The organism is Streptomyces sp. GL_148 (genome assembly GCF_057834205.1).
The window spans coordinates 7,155,606-7,171,378 of sequence record NZ_CM174396.1 but is presented as its reverse complement, the minus strand read 5'-3'; the positions used below and the strand labels follow the sequence as shown (position 1 = coordinate 7,171,378).

The following is a 15,773-nucleotide window of genomic DNA, read 5'->3' as shown; positions in this document are numbered from 1 at the left end:
GCGCGGCCGGGGTGCCGGCCGCTCTGGGGTCTGCGAGGGTCACCGGCGGGCCATGTACGCCTGGAACGCCTTGTAGAGGGCCGTGTTGGCGTATCCGTCCATGGAGGTCTCCCACTCGCCGAGGGTTTCGACGACCTGTCCGCCGGTGCCGAGCTTCCAGCGCAGCAGCCCGAAGGAGCGTTCGTCGGGGTCGAGGGTGGAGGGTACCCCGCGCATGTCGTATTCGTCCGCTCCGAGCGCATGTGCGTCACACATCATGCGCCACTGCAGGGCGTTGCTGGGGCGGACTTCGCGGCGGTGGTCGGCAGAGGCGCCGGTCTGGTACCAGACCCGGCTGCCGGCCACGATCATGGTGTGCGCGGCGAGGATCTCGCCCTGGTGAACGCCCAGGTAGAGGCGCATGCGGCCGGGCGCCTCGGCGTTCAGGACCTCGTACTGCTGCTGGTAGTACGCCTGCGAGCGGCCGAGCCTGAAGCCGTCGCGCTCCTCGGTGATGCGCAGCAGCCGGTAGAACTCGGGGAGCTCCGCGGCCGTGCCGACGACCGTCTCGACCCCCGCCTTCGTGGCCTTGCGCACATTGCGCCGCCACTCCTGGTTCAGGCCCGACCACAGGTCGTCGACGGAGCGGCCGGCGAGCGGTACGCGAAAGACGTGGCGCGGCTGGGCGTCGCCGTCGTCCTCGCCGCCGCAGCGCTTCCAGCCCCGGGTGCGCAGCCGGTCGGCGAGCGCGGCTCCGACCGGGTCCACCTCGGTGGCGAGCACGTCGGAGATCTGCCGGCCGGGTCCGGTGCCCGCCTTGGCGGTCGCCGCGTCCCAGCGGCGGTAGGCGGGGGTGGGCCCGATGCGCACGGCGAAGGCGCCGGAGGCCTTGAGGTGGTTCTTCAGGGGGGTCAGCCAGCGGTCGATGTCGGGGTCGGCCCAGTCGGCGACGGGCCCCTCGGGGAGGTAGGCGAAGTATTTGCGGGTGCCCGGGAACTGACGGTAGAGAACGAGTCCGGCACCCTCCATTTCACCGCCGGGGTAGTGCCATCCGACCCTTTCCGATCGCCAAAGGTCCTTTACGTTGCCCCAGGACGGGTACTGGAGAAAGCTGGCCCGACCGTGCTTCAAAAGGAATGCCTGATATTCCGGAACGGACAGCGAGCGCACGGTGAGCTCCTTGTCCAGGCTTCGGGTCCGGTGCTGCTGAGTCGGAGTCACGAGCAGTGCGCACATGGCTGACCGGCCTTCCTGTACGTCCGAATCGGTGGATGCACAGGACTCTCACAGCTGTCCATGACGGCCGTGCGCGGCGATTGTGACCGGACGATGACCGTATTGCTGCGGTCCATGTCACAAGGGAAATCCTGATCTTTTCCGCATCTCCTGCAACCTAGAGTCGTTCCGTTCGCATCTTCTCTTGTGGACGATCATTACTTCGGAGGGGTTTTCGTTGAGCCGCACACGCCGGGTCTTCTCTGTACGCAGCCGCACCGCCGTGGCGGCCGGCACCGCTTTGCTGGCCGCTTCGCTGGCCGCCTGCGGGGGCGGCGCCGCTTCGGGCGGCGCCGCCAAGGCGGAGGTGAAGCAGAAACCGGACATGGCGGTCTCGGTGAACCTCACCGGTGACCAGGTCGCGGCGGGGAAGCCGGTGACCGTGACGATCGCCGAGGGCAAGCTCGCTGCGGTGAAGGTGACGGACGCCAAGGGCGGCGAACTGGCCGGGCAGATATCCGCCGACGGCAAGACCTGGACCTCGCAGGGCAATGCCCTGCCCTCGGCCGACTACAAGGTCGAGGCCCAGAACACGGACAGCCAGAGCGCCACGACGACGTTCAAGACCTCGGCTCCCGACAAGGTGAACAAGGTCTCGATCAACATCCCCAAGGGCAGCACCGTGGGCGTGGCCATGCCGGTCTCGATCGTCTTCGACAACCCGGTGAAGGACAAGGCCGCGGTCGAGAAGCAGTTGAAGGTCACCACCTCGAACAGCACCGAGGGTTCCTGGGGCTGGATCACGGACTACTCGGGCAAGGACCGGGTGGACTGGCGGCCCAAGGAGTACTGGAAGTCCGGCACCGACGTGAAGGTCCAGATGAGCCTGAACGGCGTCGACTCCGGCCCCGGCGGCGGGATGTTCGTCAAGGACTACGTCACCGAGTTCAAGATCGGCAAGGACCGCCGGGTGAAGGTGGACCTCGACACGAAGAAGATGACGGTCTCCGAGAACGGCCAGGCCGTCGCCACCGTCCCGATCTCGGCGGGCACTCCCGGCGGCAAGAAGGCCTCCTGGGACGGGAAGATGGTGATGATGGCCAAGGAGGGCACCATCCGGATGGACTCCCAGACGGTGGGCCTGGGCGACTCCTACGACAAGATGGTCGACTACTCGATCCGGCTGACCTGGTCCGGCATGTACGCGCACGCCGCCCCCTGGAACACCGCCAACTTCGGCCGCGCCAACACCAGTTCCGGCTGCGTGGGCATGTCGGACGAGAACGCCAAGGCGTTCTTCGCGGCGTCCCAGGCCGGCGACCCGTTCGAGGTCGTGGGGCAGGGCTCCAAGGGCAATCCGGACGTCGGCAACGGCTACGGCGAGTGGAACCTCAGCTGGGCGCAGTGGCAGGCCAAGAGCGCCGCGGCCACAACCCCGCAGGTCGGCTGAGCGCGGCGGGGCGACATCCCCCCTCCCCTTTGCGGAGTTGACCATCATTCAATCGTTACCGGCACGTAACTTACTCACGGGTTACTTCCGGTAAGCCCCTCCCGTTACCGTCGGGTCACTTTGACACCCCCGGCACACGCGAGGAGCGATCGATGGTCCGTACCCTCCGCACCACCAGCACCGCGACTGCCATGGCAGCCGTACTGGCAGCAGCCGCCCTGGGCCTGGCCCCCCATCAGGCCCAGGCGGCTGTGGCCCGTACGACCACCGCCGTCTCAGAAGCCTCGTCGGCGATCACCTTCCACGACATCCCCGGCTCCGGCGGCATCACCCTCAAGGGCAACGTCTTCACCCCGGCGGGCGCCGGGGCCGGCGCGAAGTACCCGCTGATCGTGCTCCCGACCAGTTGGGGCCTGCCCCAGATCGAATACATCGCCCAGGCCAAGAAGCTCGCCGACTCCGGTTACGTGGTGGTCAGTTACACCTCCCGCGGCTTCTGGCTCTCCGGCGGCGAGATCGAGACCGCCGGCCCGGCGGACATCGCCGACGTCTCCGCCGTCATCGACTGGGCGCTCGCGAACACCCCGGCCGACGCCGCGCACATCGGCACCGGCGGGGTCTCGTACGGCGCGGGCATCAGCCTGCTGGCCTCCGCGAGCGATCCGCGCATCAAGGCCGTGGTCGCGCTCAGCGGCTGGGCCGACCTCATCGAGTCCATCTACTCCGGCCGCACCCAGCACCTCCAGGCGGCCGCCCTGCTCGGCGGCGCCGGCTTCCTCACCGGGCGCCCCGGACCCGAACTCCAGCAGATCCTCGGCGACTTCCTCGGCTCGAAGCTGGACCGGGAGCCGCAGATGATCGAGTGGGGCAAGAAGCGCTCCGCCGCCGAGAAGGTGGACGCGATCAACGCCAACGGCGCCGCGATCATGCTCGGCAACGCCTGGGGCGACACCATCTTCCCGCCCAACCAGTACGCGAAGTTCTTCGAGAGGCTCACCGGCCCCAAGCGCCTGGAGTTCCGCCCCGGCGACCACGCCACCGCGGAGGTCACCGGGCTCTTCGGGCTGCCCAACGACACCTGGACCAACGCCCACCGCTGGTTCGACCGCTATCTCAAGGGCACGGCCAACGGGGTCGACACCGAGGCCCCGGTGCAGATCAAGCCCCGCAGCGACGGCGGCTACGAGGGCTACGCCGACTGGAAGTCGGTCGGCGACGGCGGCGCCGAGAAGCTGATGCTCTCCGACAGCGAGCACCTCTTCACCGGCATCGACTCGGGCGCCAACGGCGGGATCGTCATGCTCTCCAGCCTGCTCGACCAGATCGCCCAGGCCCCGCCCATCGCCTCCATCCCGCTGCTCCCCCGCGCCTTCGCCGCCGTCTGGCAGTCCCCGCGCTACGCGCAGGAGCGCCGCGTCCGGGGCACGGTCAGAGTGCACACCACCGTCACGGCCTCGAAGTCCGACGGCACCTTCGTCGCGTACCTCTACGACGTGGGCCCGCTCGGCATCGGCAAGCTGATCAGCAATGCCCCGTACACCTTCCACGGGAAGCCGGCCGGCCAGTCCTTCGGCGTGGACCTGGAGCTCTTCTCCACCGCCTACGACGTCCCGGCGGGGCACCGCCTCGCGGTCGTCGTCGACACCGTCGACCCGCTGTACATCGAGCACAACCCGACTGGCGGGCAGCTGACCTTCTCCTCGCCGAGCACCGATCCCTCGTACGTCTCGGTGCCGCTGCGCGAGCAGTGATCCACGGCTGCTGCCGGGCCGGGTGTGGCTCTGGGGGGTACGCCCTCCGGGTCAGATCCCGGCCGGCAGCGCCGTTCCCGGGTCGGCGGTGTCGATGTCGATGTCGACCGCCTTCGTCTTGGGGCTGCGCCGCTCGCGCCGGGCCACCCAGGTGGCGAACCAGGACAGGAGCATGCACATCCCGATGTAGATCGGCGAGATGATCATCACGACGGGGATGAAGGGCAGGTCGTAGTCGAGGTTGGAGGCGATCAGCTTGCCCGCGTGCAGGAACTCCTCGTAGGTGATCAGGTAGCCGAGCGAGGTGTCCTTCAGCGCGACCACCAGCTGGCTGATGATCGTGGGCAGCATCGCCCGGACCCCCTGCGGGGCAAGGACGTAGGACATCACCTGGGTCTTGCGCATGCCCAGGGCGTACGCGGCTTCGCGCTGGCCCTTCTCGACCGAGTTGATGCCCGTCCGGAAGACCTCGGCCAGCACCGAGCCGTTGTACAGGGTGAGTCCGGCGACCAGCGCGGGCAGCGGCTGGACCTTCAGCGCGACGAAGATGAAGAAGATCATCACCAGCACCGGCATGGCCCGGAAGAACTCCACGCACAGCGTGGACAGCCAGCGCACCGGCCGGTGGACCGAGAGCCGGCCCGTCGCGAGCACCGCGCCGAGCGCGAGCGAGAGCACCGAGGCGTAGGCGAAGGCCTTGAGGGTGTTCCCCAGGCCCCTGAGCAGTAGTTCCTGGATGCCCTTGTAGGTGAAGGGGCTCCACTTGGCGGCGGTGAACTGGTCGGTGTCGAAGAGCAGGTAGAGCAGCCAGCCGAGCAGCCCGAGGATGACGGCCGTCGAGGCGATCCCGTAGAAGAAGTGGCGGCGCTGGGCGCGCGGGCCCGGCAGATCGTAGAGGGCGGTGGACTCCAGGTCACCGTGGAGCGCGTGCGCGGTCATCGGGCGACTCCGTAGCGCTTTTCGAGCACGTTGAACAGCGCGCTGATGGACAGGGTGATGATCAGGTAGCCCACCGCGATCCAGACGAAGGTCCAGATGATGCTGTAGCCCAGCTCGTTGAGGGTCTTGTACGTGCCCAGCAGCTCGGTGACGCTGAAGGCCCCGGCGATCGCCGAGTTCTTGGCGAGGGCGATCAGCGTGGAGCCGATGGGCGGGATGACGGACCGGAAGGCCTGCGGGAGCACGACGGTGCCCAGGGTCTGGCCGAAGGACATGCCGAGGCTGCGGGCGGCCTCGCCCTGGCCCTTGGGCACGGTGTTGATGCCCGAGCGCAGGACCTCGCAGATGAAGGCCGAGGTGTAGCAGCCCAGGGCCAGCACCGCGAAGAGCTCGAAGGGCAGGACCAGGCCGAAGCGCGGCAGGCCCAGCAGGACGGCGAAGAACAGCAGGGTGAGCGGGGTGTTGCGCAGGATGGTCACCCAGACGGTGCCGAAGACCCGGAAGGAGCCGACGGGGGCGACGCGGAAGGAGGCCATCAGGAAGCCGAGGACCAGGGCCAGGAGGGAGGCGTAGACCGTGAGTTCCACGGTGCCGAGGAAGCCCTTCCCGTAGAGCGAGAAGTTTTCGGTGAGTACGTCCATGGCGGTGCGCTCTCCCCTCAGCTCGCCGGGTAGCGGTCGATGGCGGGCGGTGTAGGCGCCGGCTGGCCCGAGAGGCCGAGCGTGGCCTCGTAGGCCTTCTTCCAGTTGCCGTTCTTCTCGTTCGCGGCGAGTGCGTCGTCGAGGGCGAACCGCAGGGCGTTGTCGGAGCGCGGGACGCCGACGCCGTAGGGCTCCTCGGAGAAGGGCTTGCCGACCACCTTGAGCTCCTCGGGGACCTTGGCGGCGTAGCCGAGGAGGATGGAGTCGTCGGTGGAGACGGCGTCGACCTGGTAGGTCAGCAGGTTGTCCACGCAGACCGAGTACGTGTCGTAGGCGACGAGGACGGCCCGCGGGAACTCCTTCTGGAGCCGCTGGTAAGGGGTGGAGCCGGCGGCCGAGCAGACCTTCTTGCCGTCGAGGTCCTCGGGGCCCTTGATCTCCGTCTCCCCCCTCCGCACGAGCAGGGACTGCCCGGCGAGGAAGTAGGGGCCCGCGAAGCCGACCTGCTTCTTGCGGTTGTCGTTGATCGTGTAGGTGCCGACGTAGTAGTCGATCTGTCCGTTCTGCAGGGCGGTCTCGCGGTTGGCGGAGGCGATGGTCTTGAACTCCACGGTCTTGGGGTCGAAGCCGAGCGAGGCGGACATCATCTTGGCGATCTCGATGTCGAAGCCGGAGTAGCGGCCGCTCGCGGGGTCCTTCTCCCCCATGTACGGCTGGTCCTCCTTGGCGCCGACCACGAGGTGGCCGCGCCGCTTGGCCTTCTCCCAGGTCGGGGAGTCCGGCAGCTGGAAGCCGGTCGCCACCTGGTAGACGGGCAGGTCCTCGGGCTGCGGGCCCTTGACCGGCGGGCTGCCGGACTTGCCGCAGCCGGCGAGGGCGCCCAGCAGGACGAGGGTGGCGGCGAGGGCCGGCAGGACCCGGGCGCGCGGGGCTTTCGCCCGGGGACGCGGGGCCCGCACCGGGGTACGCGCGACTTTCGTCGGACGCTGTCTCATCGGGCCGCCCCTCAGTGCTTGAGGATCTTGGAGAGGAAGTCCTTGGCCCGGTCGCTCTCGGGGGCGGTGAAGAAGGCCTCCGGGGTCCGGTCCTCGACGATCTTCCCGTCGGCCATGAACACGACGCGGTTGGCGGCGGAGCGGGCGAAGCCCATCTCGTGGGTGACCACCACCATGGTCATGCCCTCCGCGGCGAGCTGCTGCATGACCTCCAGCACCTCGTTGATCATCTCCGGGTCGAGCGCGGAGGTGGGCTCGTCGAAGAGGAGGGCTTTGGGGTTCATGGCGAGCGCGCGCGCGATGGCCACGCGCTGCTGCTGGCCGCCGGAGAGCTGGGCGGGGAACTTCTCGGCCTGGTTCGCGAGGCCGACCCGCTCCAGCAGCTCGCGGGAGCGCTTGTCCGCCTCCTCCTTCTTGCGCTTCCTGACCTTGATCTGGGCGAGGGAGACGTTGGCGAGGACCGTCTTGTGCGCGAAGAGGTTGAAGGACTGGAAGACCATCCCCACATCCGCGCGGAGCGCGGCGAGCTCCTTGCCCTCGGCCGGCAGCGGCTTGCCGTCGAGCGTGATCGTGCCCGACTCGATGGTCTCCAGTCGGTTGATCGCCCGGCACAGGGTCGATTTCCCGGAGCCGGAGGGGCCGATGACCACCACCACCTCCCCGCGGCCGACGGTGAGGTTGATGCCCTGGAGGACGTGCAGTTGTCCGAAGTGCTTGTTGACGTCCCGCAGCTCGATCAACGGATCGACGGCCATACGCTGCCCTGCCCACTTGTCGGTGTGTCGAGGTCAGCGCAAACTATCCAGCCGCGGAAGGGCACTTCACCGCGACACGCCTAAAAGCCGCATAAAGGCCCACGAGGTCAGCCTTCCGTGGCAGCTCAGCCTTCCGAGGCTTCGGCGTAGGCCTGGCTGAGCTCGGGGGATCCCGTCATCGCCCAGGACACCCCCGACTCGACCACGTTCAGCTCGCGGCCCGAGGCCAGCCGGATCATCGGCTGGCCGTTGGGCCACACCTGCCAGGCGGCGCCCGGAACGGAGCGGACGATCACGGTCCCGAGGTAGAAGCCCGCGTCGTTGCCCAGCCACGGAGTGATCTCCGGATCCCACCGCCAGCGCGGCATCAGCTGGTCGATGTCCTCCAACGAGCGCGGGCTCTGGTCGAGTTCGAGCCCGGCCCTGCGCGCGTGGGCGCGCAGCATCTCACATTCCGCGAACATCTCGTTGATGCCCTCGGGATCGTCCGCGAGGGCCGCGGCGAGTCCCGCACCCGGTTCCGTTTCGTGTCGGTTGATCCAGTTGGCCAGGAAAGGGATGTTCATGGGGCCAGCCTGACACCCGGATCCGCGACCGGCCATAGGACGCGCCTGAGGATCAAGGGCCGTGGGGACAATCCGCGGGGGCGGCGCCGGCATCCGCGGGCACAATCCGGGTGCGCCGGATGATCACCGTCGGGGAGACTGCCGAGATGAACCCCCAAGCCCCGGCCACCCCCCGGGAACGGGCCCTTCACCACGTCGCCGGGCTGTCGTCCGGCGATCCCGTGGATCCGGCCCTGCGCGTGAGCGTCAACTTCCACCCGGACCGGCAGGTGCGCGGCAGGCCGATCCTGGACGCCCTGGCACGGGAGGGCACCTACAGCTCACAGTTCGTCACGGGCGTGAGCAACGGCGGTCTGACCGCCCACCCCGGCGGTGACCGGTGGCGCTGGGAGAGCAGGATCTTCGCCAAGGCCTACGACGAAGCGCCCGCCCACGAGCGGCCCGTCTACGGGGCCCTGAACTTCCGCCGCAAGCCGGCCGGCGGTGCACCGCGCTTCGGGTCCGCCCACTTCCGGCTGACCTCCGGGGCACTGGAACGGACCACGTTCTGCTATCCCGACAGCTTTCTCGAACCCTCGGACTTCGGTGTCGCGGCCCGCATGCCGCTGATCGCACTGGCCGAGGCCGACGGCCAGGACGACCTGGACGACTACGTCGAGGCCCAGGTGCACGGACCGGTCGAGCTGGACCGTGACGTGGAGGCGCTGGTCCTGGACCCGTGTTACCGCGGCACGGCGGTGGAGGCCGCGGCTCTTCGCCTGCCCTGTCCGCTGGAGTGGCACGGCGGGTTCGAACTCTCCGTCGGGGAGCTGCGGCTGCACCCCGACTACCGCGGACAGGAGTACGTGGACCTGGGCGCGGCCATCGCGGCCGGCGGCCGGCTCGATCCCCGGATCATCGGGGAGGCCCTGCTCGCCGGCCGCCACGACGAACAGGCCCTCAAGCGAGTGTGGCACTGCCTCGCCCGCTTCGGGGCTCCCGCCGGGCGGGGTGAGGCCGCGCGGGCCAGGCAAGATCCGAAGGAGACGGCCTAGACCTCCAGGTCGACGACGACCGGTGCGTGGTCGGAGGCGCCCTTGCCCTTGCGCTCCTCGCGGTCCACGTAGGAGTCGGTGACGGCCTTGGCGAAGGCCGCGTTCCCGTAGACCAGGTCGATGCGCATGCCCCTGTTCTTGGGGAAGGCCAGCATCCGGTAGTCCCAGAAGGTGTACGGCCGGTCGTACTTGAGCGCGCGCGGGAAGACGTCGGCGAGGCCGGCGGTCCGCAGCGCCTCCAGGGCGGCCCGCTCGGCCGGGGTGACGTGGGTGAGGCCCTCGAAGACCGCCGGGTCGTACACGTCGTCGTCGGTCGGGGCCACATTGAAGTCGCCGAGCACCGCGAACGGGCGCTCCCCCGCCGCGTCCTGGGCAATGGCGACGGACAGCGCCCGGAACCAGTCCAGCTTGTAGCCGTAGTGGTCGTGCTCGACCTCGCGCCCGTTGGGCACGTACACCGACCAGACGCGCACGCCGCCGCAGGTGGCGGAGATGGCGCGCGGCTCCTGGACCCCCTCGTAGTCGGGCCCGTCGGGCAGCCCCACGACCACGTCCTCCAGGCCCACCTTGGAGAGCAGGGCCACGCCGTTCCACCTGCCGGTGGCGTTGACGGCCGACTCGTAGCCCAGCGCGCGCAGCTCCTCGTACGGGAACTGCTCCGCGGAGCACTTGGTCTCCTGGATGCACACGACATCCGCGGCGGAGCTCTCCAGCCAGGCCAGCAGGCGCGGCAGCCGGGCGGTGATCGAGTTGACGTTGAACGTGGCGATACGCATGCCGTCCAACCTACCGCCCGGCACCGACAGTCACAGGTCGGCCGTGTCCCCCGGGGTGAGCCGGCCGTACTCGGCGCCGCCGAGGTTGCCGATCTGGTGGGCGTAGATCGGTAGCACGAGGTCGGTCAGACCGGCGTCGTGGATGGCGAGGGTCTGGCGCGGCTTGACCTCGCGGACGTAGTCGATCACTTCGGCGATCTTGTTCCAGGGTGCGTGCACCGGGAGCATGAGGGTCTCGACGGGTGTCGCGGGCACGGTCAGCGCGTCCCCCGGATGGAAGACGGAAGCGTCCACCAGGTAGCCGACATTGGTGATCCGCGGGATGTCCGGATGGATCACGGCGTGCAGCTCGCCGTGCACCTGGACGTCGAAGCCGGCCGCGGTGAAGGTGTCCCCGTGGCCCACGGTGTGGACGCGGCCCGGGTAGGCGGGGGCGAGCTTCTCCGCGACGCTGCGCAGGGTCCACAGCCCCGCCGCCGGGTTCGCGTCGAGGGCGGCGCGCAGCCGGCCCTCCTCGAAGTGGTCGGGGTGCTCGTGGGTGACGAGCAGGGCGTCGGCGCCGAGGCCGGCGTCCGCTTCGCTGAAGGCGCCCGGGTCGATGACGAGCACGAGCCCGTCCTTCTCCAGCTGGACGCAGGAGTGCAGCCGCTTGGTGAGCTTCATGATCGAAGGCTAGCGGCGCGGCGGGCCCGGCAGGGCGGGAAGGCGGAGCCGGCCGGATTCGAACCGGCGTCCTCGCGATGTTGGAGACCGCGCGCGACGACCTCTGCGCTACGGCTCCGCCCCCGGCCGCACTCTATCCGCGGGGCCGCGACGCGGGCCGGGCAAGATCCGAAAGGGACGGCCTACGGCACCGTCGTGGAGACCACGTACACCTTGGCGACGCGGGGGTCCGTGAGGTCGACGGTGATGTCCCGGGTGGGCCGTGGGTCGTCCGCTTCGAGGGTGGTGCCGACCCACTTGTTCTCGGGCGTCCAGGTCCAGCCGGCGACGGAGGTGTCGTGCCCGGAGATCGACGGCCCGGGGGTCAGCGCCTCGCGGCTGGTGCCGACGGAGGACAGGAAGGCGTCCAGGTCGCTCGGGACCACCGCGAACTGCGCGTACAGGCGGCTGGTGCGCCAGTTGTTGGTCTCCAGGAACCCGACGCGCCAGGCCTCCGGCGGGATCGGCACCTCGTAGATGCCGCGCTGCACCTTGGACGGCCAGCCGGGGCGCACCGTGGCGGCGCCGACCTTGGAGGCCTTGTCGCGGCCGCTCTGGCGGCTCTGCTGAGCGGAGACCGCGAGGTAGCCCGCCGGGACGCCGACCAGCAGCAGGATGATGATCGCGGTGATCCAGCGGCGGCGCACCACGTGCTTGCGGTCCTCGGCGGGGATCGGCGCGCCGGGCTGCTCGTCGGGCTGCTCGTCGGGGGAAGGCGCCTGGCGGGGCAGGGAGGGCGGGGTCAATGCTGTTCCTGGTCCTCGGGGCCGGTGGCGGTGTCGCGCCGGCCGAACTGCGCGTAGCGCTCGTACCGCTCGACGCGCCGGCGCGTGGCGCGGCGGAAGCGGCGGGCGACGAGCCGGGAGAGGTCGGCGGCGCCGACCATGCCGGCCTCGGGGCCGAGCTGGGCCTTGGCGATGCGGGCCTCGGGGCGGTAGCCGCGGCCGGTGAGGTGGCGGCGGAAGGCGTCGCGGGCGGGGCCGATCAGCAGGTCGTCGGCGGCGCTGACGCCGCCCCCGATGACGAAGCAGGAGGGGTCGAGGGCGGCCGCGAGGTTGGCGATGCCGACGCCGAGCCACTGGCCGATGTCCTGGAGCAGCTCGACGCACATGGCGTCGCCCTCGCGGGCCAGCTCGGTGATGAGCGGCCCGGTGATCTCGTGGACGTTGCCGCCGACCCGGGCGATGAGGTTGTACGCGACCGGGGAGTCGGCGGCGGCCAGCTCGCGGGCCTCGCGGACCAGGGCGTTGCCGGAGCTGTACTGCTCCCAGCAGCCGCGGTTGCCGCAGGGGCACCGGTGGCCCCCGGGGACCACCTGCATGTGGCCGAACTCGCCGGCGACCCCGTAGCGGCCGCGCTTGACCTGGCCGCCTTCGAGGATGGCCCCGCCGATCCCGGTGCCCAGGGTGATCATGACGAGGTGGTCCTCGCCGCGGCCGGCGCCGAAGCGCCACTCGGCCCAGGCGGCGGTGTTGGCATCGTTGTCCACCATGACCGGGACCGCGAGCCGGGACTGGAGCGCGTCGCGCAGCGGTTCGTCGCGCCATGCCAGGTGCGGGGCGAACAGGACCCGGGAGCGGTCGGCGTCGACCCAGCCGGCGGCGCCGATGCCCACGGCGTGCACGTCGTGCCGGTCGGAGAGGTCGAGGACCAGCTCGACGATGGTGTCCTCGACCACCTTGGGGCTCTTGGACTTGTCCGGGGTCTCGGTCCGGATCTTCTCCAGGATGACCCCGTCGGCGTCGACGACCCCGGCCATCACCTTGGTGCCGCCGATGTCGATGCCGACGGTCGGAACGCGCGGTGCGGTCAGGTGCGACCTGCGCTCACGGGTCCCGATGGTCCGCAGCACGGTGCCCCGCGCCGCCCCCCGGTGGGCGAGCGTGAAGTCCCGGTACGTGCTCATCGAGTCGTGTCGTCCCTCATGGTGCGGCGGGGCCCGGAGGGGGGCCGGATGCCTGGTCGGATGGAGTGGCCGGTGGGAAGGCGGGTGCGCTGTCAGGTCCTGATTCTGCCACTCGCTCCAGTTCGTGGCTCAGTTCGTCGAGCTCGGATCCACCCGCCATCTGCCGGGTGAGCTCGTCCAGGGTGATCGAGTCGCGGGTGTGGCTGCCCGCCATGGTGCCGCGCTTGAGCAGCACGAACCGGTCCCCGACCAGGTGGGCGTGGTGGGGATTGTGCGTGATCAGGACCACGCCGAGGCCTGCGTCACGGGCCGCGGCCACGTATTTGAGGACCACCCCGGACTGTTTGACCCCGAGGGCGGCCGTGGGCTCGTCGAGTACGAGGACCTTCGCGCCGAAGTGGACGGCGCGGGCGATGGCCACGCACTGCCGCTCGCCGCCGGACAGGGTGCCGATGGGCTGGTCCACGTCCCGCAGGTCGATGCCCATGCGCAGCAGCTCGGCGCGGGTGGTCCGGCGCATGAGCTCCACGTCGAGGCGGCGGAAGGGGCCGCGGCCCTTGGTGGGCTCGGAGCCGAGGAAGAAGTTGCGCCAGACGGGCATGAGCGGGACCACGGCGAGGTCCTGGTAGACGGTGGCGATGCCGCGGTCGAGGGCGGCGCGCGGGTTGGCGAGCACGGTCTCCTCGCCCTCGATCTCGAAGGTGCCGGCGTCGTGCCGGTGCAGCCCCGCGATGATCTTGATGAGGGTGGATTTGCCGGCGCCGTTGTCGCCGAGGACGCAGGTGATCTCGCCGGCCGAGACCTCCAGGGAGACGTCCTGGAGGGCGCGGATGTTGCCGTAGTACTTGCTGACCTCGGTCAGCTTCACCAGGGCGGGGGCGCCGGCCGGGGATGCTTCGGTTCCGGTGTCGGTCATCGTCACTTCGCCTCCGCCCGCTTGCGGACCCATGCGTTGAGCAGCGTGGCCAGCAGGAGCATCGCGCCGAGGAAGAACTTGAACCAGTCCGGGTTCCACTGGGCGTACACGATGCCGTTGCTGGTCATGCCGAAGATGAAGGCGCCCACGGCGGAGCCGATGGCCGAGCCGTAGCCGCCGGTCATCAGACAGCCGCCGATGACGGCCGCGATGATGTAGAGGAATTCGTTGCCCACGCCCTCGCCCGACTGGACCACGTCGAACGAGAAGAGGATGTGCTGCCCGGAGATCCAGGCGCACAGCGCGACGCCCATGTACAGGCCGATGCGGGTCTTCACGACCGGCACGCCGGTCGCGCGGGCCGCGTCCGCGCCGCCGCCGACGGCGAAGATCCAGTTCCCGGCGCGGGTGCGCAGCAGGATCCAGGTGGCCACGGCGACCAGGAGCAGCCACCACAGGATGGTGACCTTGAGGGTGACCGAGCCGAAGGTCCACTGCGAGGCGAAGAGCGCGCGGGCGGAGGAGAAGCCCTCCATGTCGGCGATGGTCTTGGTGGAGACCGAGCCGCTGATCAGCTTGGTGAAGCCGAGGTTCAGGCCGGTCAGCATCAGGAAGGTGCCGAGCGTGATGATGAAGCTGGGCAGTTTCGTGCGGGTCAGCATGAACCCGTTGAAGAACCCGATCCCCAGGGTGACCAGCAGCGATACGAGGACGCCCACCCAGACGTTGGCGGTCATCTGGTAGCTGAACATCGAGCTGAGCAGCGCCGACGAGGTGACCATGACCCCGGCGGACAGGTCGAACTCGCCGCCGATCATGAGCAGGGCCACCGGGACGGCCATGATGCCGATGGTGGAGGCCGAGTACAGGACCGTGCTCAGGCTGGAGGCCCGCAGGAAGCTGTCGGCGGCGAAGGAGAAGAAGACGAAGACGGCCGCCGCGCCGACCACCGCGCCGAGCTCCGGCCGGCCGAGCAGGCGGCGCAGCAGCGAGGTGGGTGCGAGCCGCTCGTCGCGCGGGGCGGGGGCGGGAGCCGGGGTCCGGGTGGTGGTGGTCATCGGCTGCCCCGGTTGATGAACTTCTCCAGGGTGGTGGCCTCGGCCCCCGTGACGATCTGCGGTCCGGTGAGCACCGGCCGGCCGCCGCCGAGCACGTCCGCGTTGTAGCGGTAGAGCCAGAGCAGGTCGACGGCCTCGTACCCCTGGAGGTAGGGCTGCTGGTCGACGGCGAATCCGAGGGCGCCGGACTTCAGGTCGCGGGCGACGGAGGCGTTCAGGTCGAAGGTGTCGACCTCGGCCTTGCTGCCCGCCGCGTCCTTGGCCTTGACGGCCGTGGGGGCGAAGGGGGCGCCGAGCGTGAGGATCGCGTCGACGGAGGGGTCGGCCTGGAGCTTGGCCTGGAGGGCGGCCTGGACGGACGGCATGTTGGTGCCCTCGACGTACAGGTTCTCCATGGTCCCGCCGGACTCGCCGAAGGTCTTCTTCGCTCCGGCGCAGCGCTGCTCGTGGCCCACGTTGCCCTGCTCGTGCAGGACGCAGACGGCCTTCTTGCGGCCGCGCTTGCCCAGCTCGGTGCCGACCGCCTCGCCGGCGATCTCCTCGTCCTGGCCGATGTGGGTGAGCGCACCGTACTCGGCGGACTGGGCGGATCCGGAGTTGACCGTGATCACCGGGATGCCGGCCTTGACGGCCTTGGCCAGGACGTCCTTGAGCGCCTCGGGCTTGGCCAGGGAGACGATCAGCCCGTCGACCTTCTGGTCGATGGCGTTCTGGACGAACTGGGCCTGCTGCTGCGCCTGGTCGTCGTGGGCGTAGACGAAGTTGATGTTGTCCTTCGCCGCGGCCTCCTTGGCGCCCTTCTGCACGATGTCCCAGAAGGTGTCGCCGTCTCCCGCGTGGGTGACCATCGCGAAGGTCCAGCGCGGGGTGGAAACGGCGGGCCGGCCCGCCGCCTCGGCCTTCGCGCGGTCCTCGGCGCGCTTGCCGCCCGTACTGCTGCAGCCCACGAGGGTGGTGGCACCCAGTACCGCCGCGAGCACCGCGCCCACGAGGCGTACCCCTGTCCGAACCCTAGCCACGTCTGCCCGTGCCTTTCGCTTGTCGGGCCGTTCCGCGAGCGCTGTCCCGCCGCGGTACCCGGTCGCCGAAA

General features: G+C 69.9%; 16 protein-coding genes and 1 tRNA gene. 3 read left to right on the top strand and 14 right to left on the bottom strand.

Annotation, left to right across the window (positions count from 1 at the left end; translation table 11 throughout):
- Window positions 1-39: 39 nt before the first annotated feature.
- Window positions 40-1,215 (bottom strand): lipid II:glycine glycyltransferase FemX, encoded by a 1,176-nt coding sequence (locus AC3IYI_RS32395; protein ID WP_489407005.1) that lies wholly within the window; start codon window positions 1,213-1,215, stop codon window positions 40-42.
- Window positions 1,216-1,432: 217 nt separating this feature from the next.
- Between AC3IYI_RS32395 and AC3IYI_RS32390 the strand changes: the two genes are divergently transcribed.
- Both AC3IYI_RS32390 and AC3IYI_RS32385 read left to right on the top strand, forming a co-directional pair.
- Window positions 1,433-2,644: a L,D-transpeptidase gene (locus AC3IYI_RS32390; RefSeq protein ID WP_489407004.1), complete on the top strand. Its 1,212-nt coding sequence runs from the start codon at window positions 1,433-1,435 to the stop codon at window positions 2,642-2,644.
- A 152-nt stretch (window positions 2,645-2,796) separates the two neighbouring features.
- On the top strand, window positions 2,797-4,395 hold the full coding sequence (locus AC3IYI_RS32385) for a CocE/NonD family hydrolase (protein WP_489407003.1): 1,599 nt from the start codon (window positions 2,797-2,799) through the stop codon (window positions 4,393-4,395).
- 51 nt (window positions 4,396-4,446) lie between these two features.
- Here the strand turns inward: AC3IYI_RS32385 and AC3IYI_RS32380 are convergent, their stop codons facing one another.
- The 5 genes from AC3IYI_RS32380 to AC3IYI_RS32360 form a co-directional block, all read right to left on the bottom strand.
- On the bottom strand, window positions 4,447-5,334 hold the full coding sequence (locus AC3IYI_RS32380; protein WP_489407002.1) for an amino acid ABC transporter permease: 888 nt from the start codon (window positions 5,332-5,334) through the stop codon (window positions 4,447-4,449).
- Entirely contained in the window at window positions 5,331-5,975 is a 645-nt protein-coding gene (locus AC3IYI_RS32375) for an amino acid ABC transporter permease (RefSeq protein WP_489407001.1), read from the bottom strand. Before AC3IYI_RS32375 ends, AC3IYI_RS32380 begins: the two co-directional genes overlap by 4 nt.
- A gap of 17 nt (window positions 5,976-5,992) precedes the next feature.
- A complete protein-coding gene (locus tag AC3IYI_RS32370; protein WP_489407000.1) occupies window positions 5,993-6,970 on the bottom strand; it encodes a glutamate ABC transporter substrate-binding protein in 978 nt (325 codons plus the stop codon).
- An 11-nt stretch (window positions 6,971-6,981) separates the two neighbouring features.
- A complete protein-coding gene (locus tag AC3IYI_RS32365; protein ID WP_489406999.1) occupies window positions 6,982-7,725 on the bottom strand; it encodes an amino acid ABC transporter ATP-binding protein in 744 nt (247 codons plus the stop codon).
- Window positions 7,726-7,850: 125 nt separating this feature from the next.
- Window positions 7,851-8,291 (bottom strand): DUF6278 family protein, encoded by a 441-nt coding sequence (locus AC3IYI_RS32360; protein ID WP_489406998.1) that lies wholly within the window; start codon window positions 8,289-8,291, stop codon window positions 7,851-7,853.
- A gap of 146 nt (window positions 8,292-8,437) precedes the next feature.
- On the opposite strand from AC3IYI_RS32360, the gene AC3IYI_RS32355 reads away from it, so the two are divergent.
- Window positions 8,438-9,325, top strand: coding sequence for a DUF3626 domain-containing protein (locus tag AC3IYI_RS32355; RefSeq protein ID WP_489406997.1), 888 nt, complete (start codon window positions 8,438-8,440; stop codon window positions 9,323-9,325).
- On the opposite strand, the gene AC3IYI_RS32350 is transcribed toward AC3IYI_RS32355, so the two are convergent.
- The 8 genes from AC3IYI_RS32350 to AC3IYI_RS32315 form a co-directional block, all read right to left on the bottom strand.
- Window positions 9,322-10,101 (bottom strand): exodeoxyribonuclease III, encoded by a 780-nt coding sequence (locus tag AC3IYI_RS32350; protein WP_489406996.1) that lies wholly within the window; start codon window positions 10,099-10,101, stop codon window positions 9,322-9,324. The genes AC3IYI_RS32355 and AC3IYI_RS32350 overlap by 4 nt on opposite strands.
- Window positions 10,102-10,131: 30 nt before the next feature.
- On the bottom strand, window positions 10,132-10,764 hold the full coding sequence (locus tag AC3IYI_RS32345) for an MBL fold metallo-hydrolase (protein WP_489406995.1): 633 nt from the start codon (window positions 10,762-10,764) through the stop codon (window positions 10,132-10,134).
- 43 nt (window positions 10,765-10,807) lie between these two features.
- Window positions 10,808-10,882 (bottom strand) — tRNA-Trp (locus AC3IYI_RS32340).
- Between the two features lie 64 nt (window positions 10,883-10,946).
- Window positions 10,947-11,549, bottom strand: coding sequence for a hypothetical protein (locus tag AC3IYI_RS32335; protein WP_489406994.1), 603 nt, complete (start codon window positions 11,547-11,549; stop codon window positions 10,947-10,949).
- Window positions 11,546-12,709, bottom strand: a complete 1,164-nt coding sequence (locus AC3IYI_RS32330; RefSeq protein ID WP_489406993.1) for an ROK family glucokinase — start codon at window positions 12,707-12,709, stop codon at window positions 11,546-11,548. The genes AC3IYI_RS32335 and AC3IYI_RS32330 overlap by 4 nt, the downstream gene beginning before the upstream one ends.
- Before the next feature lie 16 nt (window positions 12,710-12,725).
- Window positions 12,726-13,625 (bottom strand): ATP-binding cassette domain-containing protein, encoded by a 900-nt coding sequence (locus AC3IYI_RS32325; RefSeq protein ID WP_489406992.1) that lies wholly within the window; start codon window positions 13,623-13,625, stop codon window positions 12,726-12,728.
- Window positions 13,626-13,627: 2 nt separating this feature from the next.
- Entirely contained in the window at window positions 13,628-14,683 is a 1,056-nt protein-coding gene (locus AC3IYI_RS32320) for an ABC transporter permease (protein WP_489406991.1), read from the bottom strand.
- Window positions 14,680-15,702 (bottom strand): sugar ABC transporter substrate-binding protein, encoded by a 1,023-nt coding sequence (locus tag AC3IYI_RS32315; RefSeq protein WP_489406990.1) that lies wholly within the window; start codon window positions 15,700-15,702, stop codon window positions 14,680-14,682. Before AC3IYI_RS32315 ends, AC3IYI_RS32320 begins: the two co-directional genes overlap by 4 nt.
- Window positions 15,703-15,773: the final 71 nt, after the last annotated feature.

Excerpts from the sequence above, each read along its gene's own strand:
- AC3IYI_RS32395 (WP_489407005.1), bottom strand. The coding sequence starts at position 1,215 with ATGTGCGCACTGCTCGTGACTCCGACTCAGCAGCACCGGACCCGAAGC.
- AC3IYI_RS32385 (WP_489407003.1), top strand. The coding sequence starts at position 2,797 with ATGGTCCGTACCCTCCGCACCACCAGCACCGCGACTGCCATGGCAGCC.
- AC3IYI_RS32380 (WP_489407002.1), bottom strand. The coding sequence starts at position 5,334 with ATGACCGCGCACGCGCTCCACGGTGACCTGGAGTCCACCGCCCTCTAC.
- AC3IYI_RS32375 (WP_489407001.1), bottom strand. The coding sequence starts at position 5,975 with ATGGACGTACTCACCGAAAACTTCTCGCTCTACGGGAAGGGCTTCCTC.
- AC3IYI_RS32370 (WP_489407000.1), bottom strand. The coding sequence starts at position 6,970 with ATGAGACAGCGTCCGACGAAAGTCGCGCGTACCCCGGTGCGGGCCCCG.
- AC3IYI_RS32365 (WP_489406999.1), bottom strand. The coding sequence starts at position 7,725 with ATGGCCGTCGATCCGTTGATCGAGCTGCGGGACGTCAACAAGCACTTC.
- AC3IYI_RS32360 (WP_489406998.1), bottom strand. The coding sequence starts at position 8,291 with ATGAACATCCCTTTCCTGGCCAACTGGATCAACCGACACGAAACGGAA.
- AC3IYI_RS32355 (WP_489406997.1), top strand. The coding sequence starts at position 8,438 with ATGAACCCCCAAGCCCCGGCCACCCCCCGGGAACGGGCCCTTCACCAC.
- AC3IYI_RS32350 (WP_489406996.1), bottom strand. The coding sequence starts at position 10,101 with ATGCGTATCGCCACGTTCAACGTCAACTCGATCACCGCCCGGCTGCCG.
- AC3IYI_RS32345 (WP_489406995.1), bottom strand. The coding sequence starts at position 10,764 with ATGAAGCTCACCAAGCGGCTGCACTCCTGCGTCCAGCTGGAGAAGGAC.
- AC3IYI_RS32330 (WP_489406993.1), bottom strand. The coding sequence starts at position 12,709 with ATGAGCACGTACCGGGACTTCACGCTCGCCCACCGGGGGGCGGCGCGG.
- AC3IYI_RS32325 (WP_489406992.1), bottom strand. The coding sequence starts at position 13,625 with ATGACCGACACCGGAACCGAAGCATCCCCGGCCGGCGCCCCCGCCCTG.
- AC3IYI_RS32320 (WP_489406991.1), bottom strand. The coding sequence starts at position 14,683 with ATGACCACCACCACCCGGACCCCGGCTCCCGCCCCCGCCCCGCGCGAC.